Source organism: Lacrimispora indolis DSM 755 (assembly GCF_000526995.1).
GTDB lineage: Bacteria > Bacillota > Clostridia > Lachnospirales > Lachnospiraceae > Lacrimispora > Lacrimispora indolis.
The window spans coordinates 4,854,089-4,868,521 of the sequence record NZ_AZUI01000001.1 but is presented as its reverse complement, the minus strand read 5'-3'; the positions used below and the strand labels follow the sequence as shown (position 1 = coordinate 4,868,521).

The 14,433-nt window shown below is 44.8% G+C and carries 15 protein-coding genes, 2 pseudogenes and 1 riboswitch; of the genes and pseudogenes, 4 read left to right on the top strand and 13 right to left on the bottom strand.

Annotation, left to right across the window (positions count from 1 at the left end; genetic code table 11):
- Positions 1 to 337: 337 nt before the first annotated feature.
- Together K401_RS0123695 and K401_RS0123690 are read right to left on the bottom strand one after the other, a co-directional pair.
- Positions 338 to 712 (bottom strand): annotated as a pseudogene (locus K401_RS0123695) (sigma-70 family RNA polymerase sigma factor); the annotation flags it as partial.
- Positions 713 to 735: 23 nt separating this feature from the next.
- Positions 736 to 2,388 carry a recombinase family protein gene (locus K401_RS0123690; protein ID WP_034620533.1) on the bottom strand — a complete coding sequence of 551 codons (1,653 nt, stop codon included), beginning with the start codon at positions 2,386 to 2,388 and terminating at the stop codon, positions 736 to 738.
- A 169-nt stretch (positions 2,389 to 2,557) separates the two neighbouring features.
- Between K401_RS0123690 and K401_RS0123685 the strand changes: the two genes are divergently transcribed.
- The gene (locus K401_RS0123685; protein WP_156882289.1) at positions 2,558 to 2,719 is read left to right on the top strand and encodes a hypothetical protein; all 162 of its coding nucleotides are present in this window, start codon (positions 2,558 to 2,560) and stop codon (positions 2,717 to 2,719) included.
- On the opposite strand, the gene K401_RS0123680 is transcribed toward K401_RS0123685, so the two are convergent.
- The 5 genes from K401_RS0123680 to K401_RS0123660 all read right to left on the bottom strand — a co-directional run bounded on the left by K401_RS0123680 (position 2,707) and on the right by K401_RS0123660 (position 6,252).
- Entirely contained in the window at positions 2,707 to 4,083 is a 1,377-nt protein-coding gene (locus tag K401_RS0123680; RefSeq protein WP_024295270.1) for a nickel-dependent hydrogenase large subunit, read from the bottom strand. The genes K401_RS0123685 and K401_RS0123680 overlap by 13 nt on opposite strands.
- Positions 4,084 to 4,085: 2 nt before the next feature.
- Positions 4,086 to 4,988, bottom strand: a complete 903-nt coding sequence (locus K401_RS0123675; RefSeq protein ID WP_024295269.1) for a hydrogenase small subunit — start codon at positions 4,986 to 4,988, stop codon at positions 4,086 to 4,088.
- An 8-nt stretch (positions 4,989 to 4,996) separates the two neighbouring features.
- Positions 4,997 to 5,473: a cytochrome b5 domain-containing protein gene (locus tag K401_RS32065; RefSeq protein WP_024295268.1), complete on the bottom strand. Its 477-nt coding sequence runs from the start codon at positions 5,471 to 5,473 to the stop codon at positions 4,997 to 4,999.
- Positions 5,474 to 5,540: 67 nt separating this feature from the next.
- On the bottom strand, positions 5,541 to 5,798 hold the full coding sequence (locus K401_RS0123665; RefSeq protein ID WP_024295267.1) for a hypothetical protein: 258 nt from the start codon (positions 5,796 to 5,798) through the stop codon (positions 5,541 to 5,543).
- Entirely contained in the window at positions 5,791 to 6,252 is a 462-nt protein-coding gene (locus tag K401_RS0123660) for a hydrogenase maturation protease (protein WP_024295266.1), read from the bottom strand. Before K401_RS0123660 ends, K401_RS0123665 begins: the two co-directional genes overlap by 8 nt.
- A 354-nt stretch (positions 6,253 to 6,606) precedes the next feature.
- Between K401_RS0123660 and K401_RS0123650 the strand changes: the two genes are divergently transcribed.
- The 3 genes from K401_RS0123650 to K401_RS0123635 all read left to right on the top strand — a co-directional run bounded on the left by K401_RS0123650 (position 6,607) and on the right by K401_RS0123635 (position 7,595).
- Complete coding sequence (locus K401_RS0123650) at positions 6,607 to 6,864, top strand: hypothetical protein (protein WP_024295265.1); 258 nt, start codon at positions 6,607 to 6,609, stop codon at positions 6,862 to 6,864.
- 307 nt (positions 6,865 to 7,171) lie between these two features.
- The gene (locus K401_RS0123640) at positions 7,172 to 7,402 is read left to right on the top strand and encodes a hypothetical protein (protein ID WP_024295263.1); all 231 of its coding nucleotides are present in this window, start codon (positions 7,172 to 7,174) and stop codon (positions 7,400 to 7,402) included.
- A gap of 1 nt (position 7,403) precedes the next feature.
- A complete protein-coding gene (locus tag K401_RS0123635; RefSeq protein WP_156882287.1) occupies positions 7,404 to 7,595 on the top strand; it encodes a hypothetical protein in 192 nt (63 codons plus the stop codon).
- A gap of 29 nt (positions 7,596 to 7,624) precedes the next feature.
- Here the strand turns inward: K401_RS0123635 and K401_RS0123630 are convergent.
- The 6 genes and pseudogenes from K401_RS0123630 to K401_RS0123605 form a co-directional block, all read right to left on the bottom strand.
- Positions 7,625 to 7,900: pseudogene (locus K401_RS0123630) on the bottom strand (sigma-70 family RNA polymerase sigma factor); the annotation flags it as partial.
- A 191-nt stretch (positions 7,901 to 8,091) separates the two neighbouring features.
- Positions 8,092 to 9,270: a phosphoribosylaminoimidazolecarboxamide formyltransferase gene (locus tag K401_RS0123625; protein ID WP_024295261.1), complete on the bottom strand. Its 1,179-nt coding sequence runs from the start codon at positions 9,268 to 9,270 to the stop codon at positions 8,092 to 8,094.
- A 14-nt stretch (positions 9,271 to 9,284) separates the two neighbouring features.
- Positions 9,285 to 9,998 carry an IMP cyclohydrolase gene (locus K401_RS0123620; RefSeq protein WP_024295260.1) on the bottom strand — a complete coding sequence of 238 codons (714 nt, stop codon included), beginning with the start codon at positions 9,996 to 9,998 and terminating at the stop codon, positions 9,285 to 9,287.
- Between the two features lie 52 nt (positions 9,999 to 10,050).
- A riboswitch (ZMP/ZTP riboswitch) is annotated at positions 10,051 to 10,132 on the bottom strand.
- A 53-nt stretch (positions 10,133 to 10,185) separates the two neighbouring features.
- Entirely contained in the window at positions 10,186 to 11,547 is a 1,362-nt protein-coding gene (locus K401_RS0123615) for an ABC transporter permease (protein ID WP_024295259.1), read from the bottom strand.
- Complete coding sequence (locus tag K401_RS0123610) at positions 11,537 to 13,393, bottom strand: COG1361 S-layer family protein (protein WP_024295258.1); 1,857 nt, start codon at positions 13,391 to 13,393, stop codon at positions 11,537 to 11,539. The genes K401_RS0123615 and K401_RS0123610 overlap by 11 nt, the downstream gene beginning before the upstream one ends.
- Entirely contained in the window at positions 13,380 to 14,099 is a 720-nt protein-coding gene (locus K401_RS0123605; RefSeq protein ID WP_034620536.1) for an ABC transporter ATP-binding protein, read from the bottom strand. Before K401_RS0123605 ends, K401_RS0123610 begins: the two co-directional genes overlap by 14 nt.
- Between the last annotated feature and the right edge of the window lie 334 nt (positions 14,100 to 14,433).

Genomic DNA, 14,433 nt, shown 5'->3' with positions numbered 1-14,433 from the left:
TATATGTTTAGTATGGAATATCCTTCTTAACATATTATTATGATTTCGTTTTTTTGTCAACCATATTAATTTCAAACTGCAGCAACCACGGCTGAACAGGACGGTATCAGGCTCCTCCGACTGCGGTTGTCCCCCATGAAGGTTTCCGATCCAGAACTGGCTGTCAGTTCTGAATCGGAAACCACGCACTTTTTCGTAACAGCAAAGAAGTCCGGAACGCCCTGTTGATCGGGCCTCCCAGACTTTTCACTCTTCTCAACCATCAAAAATGGATCAATACCGGTTTTTCTAAAAACAACAAAATTTTATGCACTTATATCTTACATGATTCTATTTCTTAAATACTATTCTTTTTAAGTTCGTCTCTTAACCGCTCCAAAGCCTTTTTTTCCAGCCGGGATACATAGGACCTGGATATTCCCATAACGTCCGCAATCTCCCTCTGGGTGTATTCCTTTCCTCCATGAAGCCCGTACCTCATTCCGATAATGGTTTTTTCATTGTCCTTCAAGCAGCTGTCAAAGGCTTCATACAGTTCTTTAATATCCTGCTTTAAAATAATGGTTTCCAGTGTCTCCTTATTTTCCATTTCAATGACATCTACAAGGCTTACAGTCTCTCCATCCTTGTCTACGCCGATCGGTTCAAACAGAGAAACTTCTTTTGAATATTTTTTATTTGCACGAAGAAGCATTAGGATTTCATTTGCTATAGTCACCTTACGGCTCCTGAGGCTTAAGAGTCCTTTGAGCCAAATAAGTACAGATGGACATTCTCTCCATCCCATATGACCTTATCCACAAAGGTCCGGACTGCCGCCCGTTTCTGCCGCACATCCATAAGGTCGATTACATTTCCAAATGAAGACAGGGTCTGCTTTAAAAGCTGAAACTCCGGGCCGGAAAGCTCATTGCTTCCGGCAGCCTGGGAAAGTGTCCATATCCGCTGCTTTATTTCCTCTCTCCTTTTATCCAGACTGTCAATCTGCCTTATGATGTATTCTTCCGCCCCAGTGCCCCCGGCTTTCCCAAGAGCAGCCACCAGCCCTGTGATTTCTCCTTCGGCATTCCTAAGCTCCTCCTTTAAACGGGATATGTCCCATTCCAGTTCCTGCCTGCTCTCTTCCACTGCCCTTTTGCTGCGGCACAGCTGTTTTTGAAATTCTTCATGATCCTCCGATAGCTTTTTGATTTCCTCAAGAACCATCTGATCCAGCATATTGCCGTTTACATTCTTCATTCCGCAGCATTTCATACGGCTTTTTTCCTTTATAGTACATAAATACGAATAAATCTGCTCCCCCTGGTCATTGTACCGGCCAGACAGCTTTGGACGCATATAATCGCCGCAGCCTCCGCAAAAAAGGATCCCTGACAACAGGGCTACATTGCTGCGGGGCTTCCTGTAATTTTTTGATTTGTTTTGTTCCAGCAGAAGCTGGACGCTGACCCACATGGAGCCTGGAATGATGCCCTCATGTTTCCCAACCGCCACAATCCATTCTTTCATATCCTTCATTTCGTGGGTTTTTCCGGCCTTTTGAAGGGTGCGGTTATAGGCGATCACCCCATGGCTTCCGTCAAAAGCTTCTTTTTCTGCAAACAGGTCCACCTTTTTTTTCAGCAAATATTCATAAGCCTCCTGATCCGCTGCCATATAGACGGGATTGGTTAATATGCCCTTTATGGCAAAACGGCTGAACTGACGGCCGTATTTTGTCTTATGGCCGTTTTGAAGCAAATATGTCTCTGTCTGGGTCAATGATCCTGTTTCTAAAAATTTTTCGTAAATCAGCCTGACCAGCTTTCCCTCTTCCGGAATCAGCTTAAGCTTAAAGGCCTTTTTTACTTTGCCGTCAATAGTTACGGAAGACACGCTTTCCGACGTATAGCCTGTGGGAGTATTCCCTCCCAGCCATCTTCCGCTTTTGGAAAGCTCAAGCATGTTATCCCGAATGCGCTCCGCAATGGTCTCTCTTTCCAGCTGAGAAAAAACTGAGGCAATGTACATCATGGCCCGCCCCATGGGGGAAGAGGTGTCAAACTGCTCTTTTATAGAAATAAAGGAAATATGAAGCTCGTTAAGCTCTTCGATGAGATTTGCAAAATCGCCGATATTACGGCTGATCCGGTCCAGACGGTAGCATACCACGGCCGTAAATTTCTTCTTTTTCGCCTCCTGCATCATGGCTTTAAACTGAGGCCGTTCCAAGTTTCCTCCGGAAAATCCCTCATCCTCATATACGCAGGCGCTGTCAGCAAGGCAATCCCCATAATGCGCGGAAATATATTGTCTGCACAGCTCAATCTGATTGCCGATGCTCTCTCCCTTTCCAGTAAATTTTGACTTTCTTGAATAAATTGCAAACCGTTCTTTTCCGGCCTCCACCCAAACCTTCCTCCTTATTAAACAAAACGCTGTTCCCCGGAGCAATGGCTGCCGCCAGGGCCTTTCTTCATAACCTTTCCAGGAATTCAACAGCCCTCCTCTATTACCGAACATAGAGGACATGGGAAACATCATACATTATAATAAGAGTATATATCAGGTCCCTGGAATGAATATGATCGTACATCAACCGAAAACCAAAGAAGACAGGAAAGAATTAGAAAGAAAAGCCGCCATTCTCCATAGCCAGGCTGTCCTTCAGTATGTACAGCAGCTTGCCTGCCCCAATGATCAAAAACAGGCTCTTATAGAAGAGCTTCACACAATCTGAATTGTATTCATATGCTTCCCGCCGGAAAAGACATGTGTGGCACAGGATACACACGGGTCAAAGGAACGTATGATCCTGCCGATCTCCACAGGTGTTTCCACATTGTTTACAGGCGTTCCGATGAGAGCCTGTTCTCCGGTTCCCTTCATCCCGTTTGACTGGGTTGACAGATTCCATGCGGACGGCGTTATGATCTGGTAGAAAGCGATTTCCCTGTTTTCAATATACAGCCAGTGGCCAAGGGCCCCTCTTGTCGTGTCAACCAGCCCCTTTCCCGACGACTGCACAGGAATCTCATATTCCTCCTGCATGAATACACCCGGAATCAAATTGTCTATCAGTGTTTGCATTATTTCCACAATTTTCTTGGCCTCCAAAGCTCTTGCGATGGTCCGGTCCATGGCAGATATCCCGTTTCCATACTCACCGGAAAGCCACTGCCTTGCAAGCGGTCCTACCTCATAGGGTACATTGTCATATCTCGGTGCCTTTATCCAGGAATACGCCTGGGACTTGCTCCTATCAGGTTCATCTTCTTCATTGAACCATGCATACTCATCTTCCTGGGTTATAAGGTCAGGATCAAAAGGGGATGTACGGCCTTTTGAAAAAACAAGAGGATCCACATACAACGTTCCCAAATCTCTGTAATCATAAAAGCTTCCATAAGTTAATAAGTTCCCATAGCCCCCGCCCATATGATAGTACTCCGGATAATACGTTCCAATGGTGTAGACATCGGGAATCATTTTTTCCATGATAAATTGTCCTATGCCATATAGTATAGATTTTATGCTGATGATCATATCTGCCGAGACTGGTGATGTGATCCCTCCGATAAATACCCCATGGTTGTGGGGGGCTTTCCCTCCCAGTATGGCAAGCATCTGATGGGCGCTGCGGCTGAACTCAAGGGATTCAAAATAATCGTTTACCATTTTTTCATTTATGTCCTTTGGAAATCTGTAATCATTATGATCTCTTTTAAACAACGGATAATCATCCGGAAGCTTTACATAGTCCGGGAGGGTAAACTGATAAAAATGCCTTAAGTGATTTTGCAGAAACTCACATGCATGAAGCAAGTCCCTGAGGTACCTTCCCTGCTGGGAGGGGACAATGTTCAATGCTTCTTCCAGCGCAAGGGCAGAGGCCATGGAATGGGCGGTGGAGCAGATCCCGCAGATCCGCTGCGTGAAATATACAGCGTCAAAAGGACTTCTGCCCTGAAGCATCTTTTCAAATCCCCGGAACATCATACCCTTTGTTTTCGCATCCACAATGGATTCTTTTTCAATGTCGGCTTCAATCTCCATGAAACCATTGATACGGGTAATAGGATTTATGGTTATTTTCTCGGCCATGTCTACTCCTCTCTCATGGTGTCGTAAATGATAAACGGCTCCATTGCATCGGGAAATCCAAACTGGGCACAGCCAATACAAGGAGAATCATCTCCTACCGGCCAGTTAACATGCCCGTTCCACTGACGTATGGGACAGTCAATCTCCGTAACCGGCCCCTTGCAGCCCAGCATGAACAAGCAGGTTTCTTCCCCAAGCTTTTCAGCAAAGATACCATTGTCATAATAGGACCTTCTTGGGCATCTGTCGTGAATAGTCGTACTGTAAAACATCAGGGGACGGTCCCTGTTATCAAGAGGAGGCTCCCCGTATAATATGAGATAAGCCAGAGTGCCCATGAACCAGTCCGGATGGCAGGGACATCCTGTCAGTTTAATCACTTTACGGCCCAGAACATCCTGTATTCCCACACATTGCGTAGGATTTGGCCTTGCCGCAGACACACCTCCGTGTGAAGCGCAGGCCCCCACGGCAATCACATGAGCTGCACGTTCTCCCAGCCTTTTTACTGCTTCCAATCCCGTTATTTCCCTGCCGTTTCTCCGGCCAATGGTCTGATAGGAACCGTTATCCTTTAAAGATACCGCTCCCTCCGCAGCCAGGATATAATTGCTGCCTATGATGCCGAACAGCTGTTCCATGGCCTCATCTCCTTCGGAAGCGATGAGACTGTTGCTGTATATGAAATTGCTCATTTGAGTCAGCAGATACTGGAAATCCGGATTCTGACCGTCAAGAAGGGAAATGGTATTGCCGGTGCATCCGTTTAATTCAAGCCAGACCAGATTCTGCTTTGGACGTACACGGTTTCTGATGTCGCTTCTCACCCTGTTCACAAGGCTTTCCGTTGTTTTTAATCTGCTTTCCTGATAAGGACATTTAAAGCTTGCGGAATCCAAATTCATCACCAGCTTTACACGGGAGTCAGATAGCCTACGATCGGCAGTCTGGTTAAGACCATTGCACCGGGATGGCAGGTCTGAAATTCACTCGTTAAATCATTTCCAGGATTAAGGCCAAAATGGCTGTCTCCCCTCCAGACGGCATTATTTGTAACATCATATACCACTCCGTTTACTGCAACATAGGCAGGAGCACCGTTCTTGCCGTCATATTCTGATAATTCATCCAGAGTGAAGTATCTCGGAACGGCGCCTTCCTCCTGGTTTTGGCTTGCATGGATGATGTCATAAGGATTTTCTATTTCTTCCATGCTTAAATGGTTTGACTGGCTGAAATATTTGATATGGCTTTCCAGCATAATCACTTCACCGCTTAAATGATCCAATACGGTGCTGCTGTTGTACTGATCGGAATAAAGCCTTTCCACATCTTCATTAATTTGCCTTACACAGTTCCCGATGTAATCTAAAAACAAATTTAATTCCATAAAAAACCTCCAAAAATAAAAAACATACAATTGTTACTATAGTTTACCGGCCAGTATGCGGCCTGCTTTATTGGAATTTCTCTCCATCGATCCTGTCTATGATGGCAGTGAGAGGTTCTATTTCCTGTTTGCGGACCATAATGTTTGTCCAGTCACCGATAAGCGCATTTTTTCTTTCAGAAAAATATTCCCGGATGCTGTCCTTGCTGATATGGCTGTTCGTATGTACCGTAATTGTCAGATCCAGAATCTTCGCAATGGCGTTTTCTTTGCATAAGTCAATGATTGACTCATATAAATTTTGATTTAAGAAAGTGTCATGCATAAATGGCTTCCTCCCATATGATTTTTTGAATAGCACCTTCAATCTCCTGACAGATCTGAGGCAGCTTATCCCTTAAAACAGGGCTGAGTTCATGGCCAAGACCGATTTCGGAGATTTCAATGCCAATGAGATACCCCTTAAACGGAACGCCGTACAGCTTCATGAGTTCCAACATGCTTAAATCATGCTGCATAGAGAGCAAGGAAGGCTCTGACATCACGTCTTCCAAGCGAAATAAATGGACTCTTCCAGGCTCTGCCCTTGGGGAAAGTGCGTCAAGTATAAAAATAAAGTCATCTTCATTCAGTAAATAAAAACAGTTTTGGAAATCGGTTTCACCAATGATTACATGGATATCCTGGTGAATCAGCCGGTCTTCCAGCATTTCGGCAGCTTCAATTGCTATAGCGTCATCCTTCATAAACCGGTTGCCGATAGCAACTAACTTCACCATATCCTTGCCTCCTTTTTTATTTTTGTTATTTATCAATATATATGTTGGACATAATCAAATATTCTTTGCCGGGGGAATATTGCAGGAAAGGTTGTATCAACCCAGAATTGGGAGGAAAAAAAAGGATGATTTTCTCAAAACTTTTATGCATAATTCACATAAACTTTCCTAAACTTTTGCGCTATTTGCACATATTTTTGCAATTTTTTAGAAAAATCCCGCTTGCACCCTTATTGATTTGAGGATATACTGAATGCTGGATCAGCCATTGATTTGAGCTGTTCAAAATAATGATTTGGGAGCTTATGATGAAGGTTTCTTTTATAAAAATTTTCTTTCCGAAAAAATCTCAGAGTGAAAATTACCGTATTCTTTCTTGTCATGGTAATATCCATTGCCGCTGCACTGGCATATATTCTATACCTGCAAAGCTATAACATGATCACCAGCAGAGCTGCCGAAGAGGCGTTCCGGACAGTATCCCAGTCCGGTAAGTACCTTGATTTGGAAAAGTTTAAAACCTTGATATCCATAGAAGATGAAAACACGGCCTATTATATTCAGGAAAGAGACAACCTGATAAAAATAAGAGAAATCAGACTCCTCCTATGAGCAGGCCTGGAGCGGCATCCCATATGCAGACAGTAAGTTAAACGTTGTAGAAGGATGGGGCATATTTATAAGCTCCTATTACCCTCTAAAGGACAGACAGGGCAATGTTGTGGGAATTATAGGTGCAGATTTTGATGCTGAATCAATTTATCAGGAACTTAACCGTTTTAAGGAAATCAGCCTCCTGGTTCTTATGGCCTTCACAGTAGTTATTGTTTTATCAGGATTGATTTTTCCGAAAAAATATCACATTCTGTTAAGTGCGCCTCCGATTACTCGAAAAGACTGGCTGAATTTGACTTAAAAAGTGATCATTCAAAAAATCAATGTTTCTTCCAGACAGGTGGCCATCACTTCTCAGCAGCTTACGGCCGCTTCCTCTCAGTCTTCCAGAACTGCGGAAGAGGTATCAAAGACCATTCAGGAAATTGCAGGCAGGGCCTTGGAGCAATCAGAACACACCATGGAGGGAACCGCTAAGATCGGCCTCCCAAAAGGCTTCCCTGCAATTAAGCAATACGGGAAAAGATATGTATGATATGAAAAACATAATACTGGCTTTACTGGAGCATTTAGCCGGAATCGCAAAGCAGAATTCATCTGCCGCAGGAGAAGTAAACCGGTCCATGGAGGAAGAAGCCGGTGCATTGGAAAAGATTGCAGCCTCAAGTGACATGTTATCTGGACTGGCTGAGGATTTGCATGATATGATCCTGGAATTTAAAATATAATATGAGAAAACGGTTTAGAGCCGTTATGATAGGATACCATTCTCCACACATTTGGCCGCATAAGTGGCCAGTCTGGAGCCTCGGTCCGGATGAAAGGTATTAACGGCTTTAATAAGTCCTATGGTTCCTACGGAAAGAAGATCTTCCATATCATAATCCGTATTTTGATATTTCTTTGCCACATGTGCCACCAGGCGCATATTCCGCTCGATGAGTGTGGCTCTCGCCTCCCGATCCCCTTCCTGGTATCGTTCCAGACACTCTCGTTCTTCTCGCGCAGTTAAAGGTTTGGGAAAAGTCTTCAAAGAAAGCCACCTTAAACTTACTTACTCTCATTTTATGCCGCCCTTCTCTTTAAAGTGCTTTTACAAAAAATATAGGCTGGTACTTATTTTCCTTTTCCATCCTGAAACGGGCCGCACCCAAAAACAAAGAATATGTGGACAATAAAAACGGAATCAGCCTGTTATAAAAAGGCCTGATTCCGTTTTAAGGGTCAATGATGGAACAGGCGCACTCCTGTAAATGCCATGGCCATTCCATATTTATTACAGGTTTCAATTACCTGGTCATCCCGGACCGAGCCTCCCGGCTGTGCCACGTACCGCACACCGCTTTTATAAGCACGGTCAATGTTGTCGCCAAAGGGGAAGAATGCGTCGGATCCCAGAGAAACGTCTGTCAGCTGATTCAGCCATGCCCGTTTCTCTTCCCCTGTAAATACAGGCGGTTTTACCCTGAAAATATTCTCCCATCTGCCGTCTGCAATTACATCCATAAAATCATCGCCAATGTAAACATCAATGGCATTGTCCCTGTCCGCACGGCCGATGCCATCCACAAAGGAAAGGTCCAGCACCTGGGGAGCCTGGCGTAAAAACCAGTTGTCAGCCTTGCTTCCCGCCAGCCTGGTGCAGTGAATGCGGGACTGCTGGCCTGCTCCGATGCCGATGGCCTGTCCGCCCTTTGCAAAGCAGACAGAATTGGACTGGGTGTATTTTAATGTGATAAGGGAAATGATTAAGTCAATTTTTGATGATTGAGGGATTTCCTGGTTTTCTGTCACCAGATTCCTTAAAAGCCCTTCATCAATTTTTACATCATTCCTTCCCTGCTCAAAGGTGATGCCGTAAACCTGCTTCCTTTCAAGAGGCTCCGGTACATAATCCGGTTCCATGCTGATAACGTTATAATTGCCGTTTTTCTTGGACTTTAAGATTTCCAGGGCCTCCGGCTCATATCCGGGAGCAATGACGCCGTCAGATACTTCCCGCTTGATGATCCTGGCTGTATCCACATCACAGATATCTGACAGGGAAATGAAATCCCCGAAGGAAGACATGCGGTCAGCTCCTCTTGCCCTTGCATAGGCACAGGCCAGGGGTGAAAGCCCTTCCATATCCTCCACCCGGTAAATCCTTGCAAGGGTCCGGTCAAGAGGCAGTCCCACTGCTGCGCCGGCCGGTGACACATGCTTAAAAGAAGAAGCCGCAGGAAGGCCGGTGGCTTCCTTTAATTCCTTTACCAGCTGCCAGCCATGGAAGGCATCCAGGAAATTGATATATCCCGGCCGGCCGCTTAAGACCTGAATGGGAAGCTCTTTCCCATCATTCATAAAAATTCTGGAGGGTTTCTGATTTGGGTTGCAGCCGTATTTTAATTCCAGTTCATTCATCTTTTGTACTCCTGTCATTGGTTTTTATTCACGATCCGGGTCTCATAGTCTCCCGATTCAATGTCAATATATCTTACAAAAAGAGAGATCTTATTTTCCTCATAAAGGCTTTCCCACACCATGGCGGTAAACTCATCCAGATCATCCAGGGTTTCTACCAGCTTTGGCTCCCCTTCAAAGCTTGGCAGCGGATTGCCATCATGCATATAGGTATGAATGAAGTGAGCCTCTCCTGCCGCCGGATTGTCATAGGCAAAGGTATAGCGGTTGCAGGAATCCGGGTTCCCGTGATTGCTTTTTATGATGGACATGGCGTAATTAAAGCGGTCTCCCTCCATATGCATTATGCCGGAAATGCGGGGCGTATAATTAGGACTGTCCGGCTCAAATTCCCTGCACCGCAGGGACTGCTCAAAGGTCAGCTGTATATCCATTCCCTTATAAATGGTATCTGTATGGTCCCCGTTTGTGACAATGGTTTTATTGCCCATAACCCGCACCGGAGCATAAATAATAAGGCTTGGGTCAGTGACCTTTGAAGGGTCAAAGGCCTGGGTACGTATTCCTGTTCCTTCCTCCACGAATACGCGGTTGCGGCTGTTTTCGCTTCTCCCCATAATGAAATAGGCGGCAACTGCTTTCCTGCCATCCGGCGTCTTTCCCATGACAATGCCTCTTCCAGGATAGGAATTGTTCTTTAAATCCTCTTGTAAAGAAATCAAACTCATCAAATCTGGTCTCCTTTCTGAATAAAAACACAAAAAACCGCCTGGGCATCCCTTAGGGCGCCCAGGCGGTCGGCTTTTTTGTATCGTGCTCCCCGTGGTTTCACTCCACTGATCCGCCAGTCGCACGTACCTTGTCTAACATCATATAATATTCCCAAAAGAAATGCAAGCCCCTTTTATAAATCAGTTATTCATTCCTTATGGCTGCAAGAGGGCTTAACTTCATTGCCCTTAGGGCAGGGAAAAATCCTGCGGCCATGCCTACAAATACAGCAAAACCCACGGCTGCCAGAGAAAGCCATGGAGGGATCCTGGAAAGATCGCCTGGCATGCCTGGCATAAAACGGCCTGAAAGGAACTTATTAATGAGGAATGAAACCCCGTAGCTGAATAAGATCCCTGTGATTCCTCCTAAAAAGCCGATAAAGCCGGATTCCAGAAGAAACATGTTTCTGATATTATTCATATCACAGCCCAGAACCTTTAAAATCCCGATTTCCTTTGTTCTTTCATAAATGGACATCATCATGGTATTGGCAATGCCGATGGCAGCCACAAATAAGGATACTGCTCCGATCCCTCCCAAAAGGGCCTGAACCATTTTGGCCTGTTTCTGGGACTGTTCCAGCCATTCCATATTGCTGTTGGCCTGATAACCCATATCTGTAATGGCCTTCTGCACTGCCGTAACATTGTTCATATCATCTACTTCCACAATTGCCTGCTGGTAAATAAAATAGTTGTAAGGTTTCCCCTTTTTATTGGTAGGCTGATTGGGAATGGGCTTCTTTTTAAAAATCTGTTTCAACTGGGATTTTAAAGCTTCCAAATCCACATAAACGCTGTAGCTGTAGCTGTTCCATTCCTCCTGCCCTCCTGCCACCAGTCCGGCTGTTGGTATCAGGTACTTTTTAGGCGGCTTGACGGTTGTGCCTCCATCTCCCGTTCCCCCTCCCTGAGACTGATAATAAGCATCCATATCAAAAATCACAAACAGAGGCTTATTTATAAAATCTATGTCAGGAATGCTGGAAGAATCATCATAATAGCCGTAACGATTGCTTTTGGGATTGTTGAAATTCCTGGCGACCATATTCCCCACAACCATTTGAAGGTCCCTCTTTCCCGGTTCCGGGAGACTTCCTTCCTTTAACGGAATGTTTTTCATGTACTCCGGGGAAACTCCGATCAGGTTGATATATGCCTGATAAACTCCCTGGGTCATTAAAACGTTAGTCTCCAAAAGGGGGGAGGCTGTGTTAACATGCTCGATCTGTCCAAACTGTGAGATTACATCGTCCGTCATGTAATTAGGATCCTTGCTGCTGTCATTTCCTCCCCACATGGCGTTGGAATATACAGAAATTTCCGTAAGGCTTCCGTAGGAAGCGATCTGTTCCATGGTAAGTTCATTAAAGCCGATTCCCAAAGACACCATGACAACAATGGAAGCCGTACCGATCAAAACTCCCAGAACCGTTAAAAATGTCCTTAATTTCCTGCGTCTTAAGTTATTTACACTCATGGATAGCAAATCGCTAAATCTCATTGTCTTTTTCCTCTTCTGGTTCTAATGCTTCTAATGCTTCTGCTTCCTTTTTCTTTTTGCGCCTTTTAAGCACAACTACAGTTCCAATGGTTCCTATAACCAAAACGGCAATGACCGCCGGAATGACGAACTTTCCATATTTAGAGGATCCTTCCGGCTCTGTTACAGCCGGAAATTCTCCTGAACCATCCATTCCGGGATCCAGGCTTTCCTGCTCTGTTACCGTTAAAGTGATTTCTTTTTCAATGGGATCGCTGACTACACCGTTTTCGTCCTCATAGGTGATCATGACCTTGACTTTCCCATCATCCATGGTGGGAGCTATTCCGCTGATCATGGCATCTACATTCCCTGATTCTCCCGGTTTTATATTTCCCACATAGCTGTTGGTCTGCTGGATAGAGTCTCCTACAAAAGCCACCATTACGTTGTAAAGGAGTACCTTTCCCGTATTATTGATAGGAAACATCACATTGGTCTCCGAACCTACGGAAATCATATCAGGCATCACCTCAATGGTTCCCGTATTCAGCCTGGAAACCTGTTTGACAGGGATGTTCACCGTCACCTTTTCTTCCGCATTCTTAAACTCAGGGCTGTCATATTTTTCATTAATGGTGATGGCATAGGTCCTTTGATCCACCCAGGCTCCTGCCCGAAGCTTCAGCTTTATATCTGTGGTCTGGCCCGCGGCCAGTGAATTTACAACAATGGAAGAGGCTCCGGAATCCATAGTAAATACCGCGCTGTCCGTCACCTTTTCTGATTCCAGGTTAAAGAGGATGTTGCTTGCGGCAACGTTTTCGGAGGCGTTTTTCATATGAAGGATCATTTCAAACTCCTCCCCGGCGTAAACTGTTTCCGGGTTGGTCTGGAATCCATCTACAATGATTCTGGCCTTTGTCCTGTCATTAGCGTTGAAATCACCGGTTTCTTCTTCCTTGTCTTTATTCTGGATATTTACATAGAAGGTCTCTTCCGCCTTCTGTATGTCTCCATCCGTGCTGTCACGGTATTCGATGGTAAAGGTTATGGGGTAATATCCGCTGTAAACATCCTTGCGGATGTTCATGCTGTATGGGACCTCCACCGTCTCTCCTCCGCCGATCCGTTCGTAATGTCTGGTGTAGTTTCCGTCATTAATATCAAAGGGAAACTTGGTGCTGTCCTGGCTCAGACCCATCCGGATATCTACATCAAAGGCTGTAACATTGGAAGAGTTGCGGACATTCATATTAAAATTCAAAGTCTGGGGATATGTACCAAAAGGCGTATTCTGGTTTTCTCCCAGTTCAAACTGGATGGTTCCTTCATCTTTTCCGGATTCCGTGGTTGAGGAGGATTTTGTGATCCAGATGTTTACCTTTTCATAACTGGCATGAGCTCCGTCATCCTTTTTAAATGCATCGGTTACTACTTCCAAAGGTATTAGGTAATAGCCTTCTGCTATGTCTCTCCGGACCCTTGCGGTGAGAGAAATAGTCTTAGAAGTTCCGCTCTTTACCGTTCCCAGCTTTTTGTTATCAAAGGTACTGGAAGTGATCTCAAAAGGAAAGATTGCTCCCGAATACTTTGTCTCTTCATCAGCATTTTCCGTTGCCTGATATTCCTGTTCCGCCAGATCACTGTCAAATCTCACTGCTACGTTGTTCAAATCATTGCTGCCATTATTGGTGAAAACCATATTAATGGTAACGTTTTCTCCTGTTTTCCCGGATGGGGTTTTCTTTACGTCAATGTAGGTATTTCTGCTTAAGTCATATTGGGCAAAAGCCGCGCCAGGCACAGCCGAAATAAGCATAATGGCCGCAAGCAGCCACAGAAATCCTCTCCTACCCTTGTTCATTTACCATATCCTCCTTCGTATCCTCATGATGCTGTTCTTCGATTTTAATAATTTTTCCATCAACTATATGGAACTGTCTGTCTGCAAACTTTGCAATATAATTATCATGAGTTACCATGACCAGAGTCTGATTCTGCTCCCTCACGATTTTCTGCATCAGGCTTAAAATTTCCCTGGTCGTCTTGGAATCCAGGTTTCCGGTTGGCTCATCTGCAAAGATGATCTGGGGATCTACCGCCAATGCTCTTGCAATGCCGACCCTCTGCTGCTGGCCGCCTGACATTTCATTGGCCATATGCTTCATCTGCTTCTCTAGCCCTACCAGCTTTATGTACTCTCTCGCCTTCTCATTCCTCACTTTCTTTGACACTCCCCGAAATGACAAAGGCATGGCCACGTTCTCTACCGCATTCATTGTCTGTAATAGGTTATAAGACTGAAAAATAAAACCCACATGCTTTCTGCGAAACGATACCAGCTGATTTTCTGAAAGCTTTTCAATATGGCTTTTGCCAATGACAATCTCTCCCTTTGTGGGCTTTTCAAGACCTGCCAACATATTTAAAAGAGTGGATTTACCGGATCCGGATGGGCCTACGATTGCACAAAATTCCCCTTTGTATATGGTGAAGTCTACGCCGTTTAATGCATAGACCTTTGTGTTTCCCACTTTGTACACCTTATAGAGATTCTTGACCTGAATCATAGGTGTTTTGTCTTTTTCCAAAGCAGATTCCTCCTTAATATAAGTCTGCAGTGTGGACGTTAATGCATGGTGCAGCTGTTAGCACACACAGTGTAGCATGTCAATACACGGTGTAGCACGTTAACACACGGTGCAGTCCGCCAATCCGCAGTGCAGCCAGGGAACCCACGGGTTCCCTGGCTCACGGGCTTTCGCCCTATGAATGAGAGCAAAGACAAATTTTCTTATGTGCAGGCACAACGAAAATTTGTCTTTGCTCTCATTCGCACTGCTCATTGCTTCATGAACATTATACAACAACATATTTACATCGGTCATTCTTTATTTTCTTACA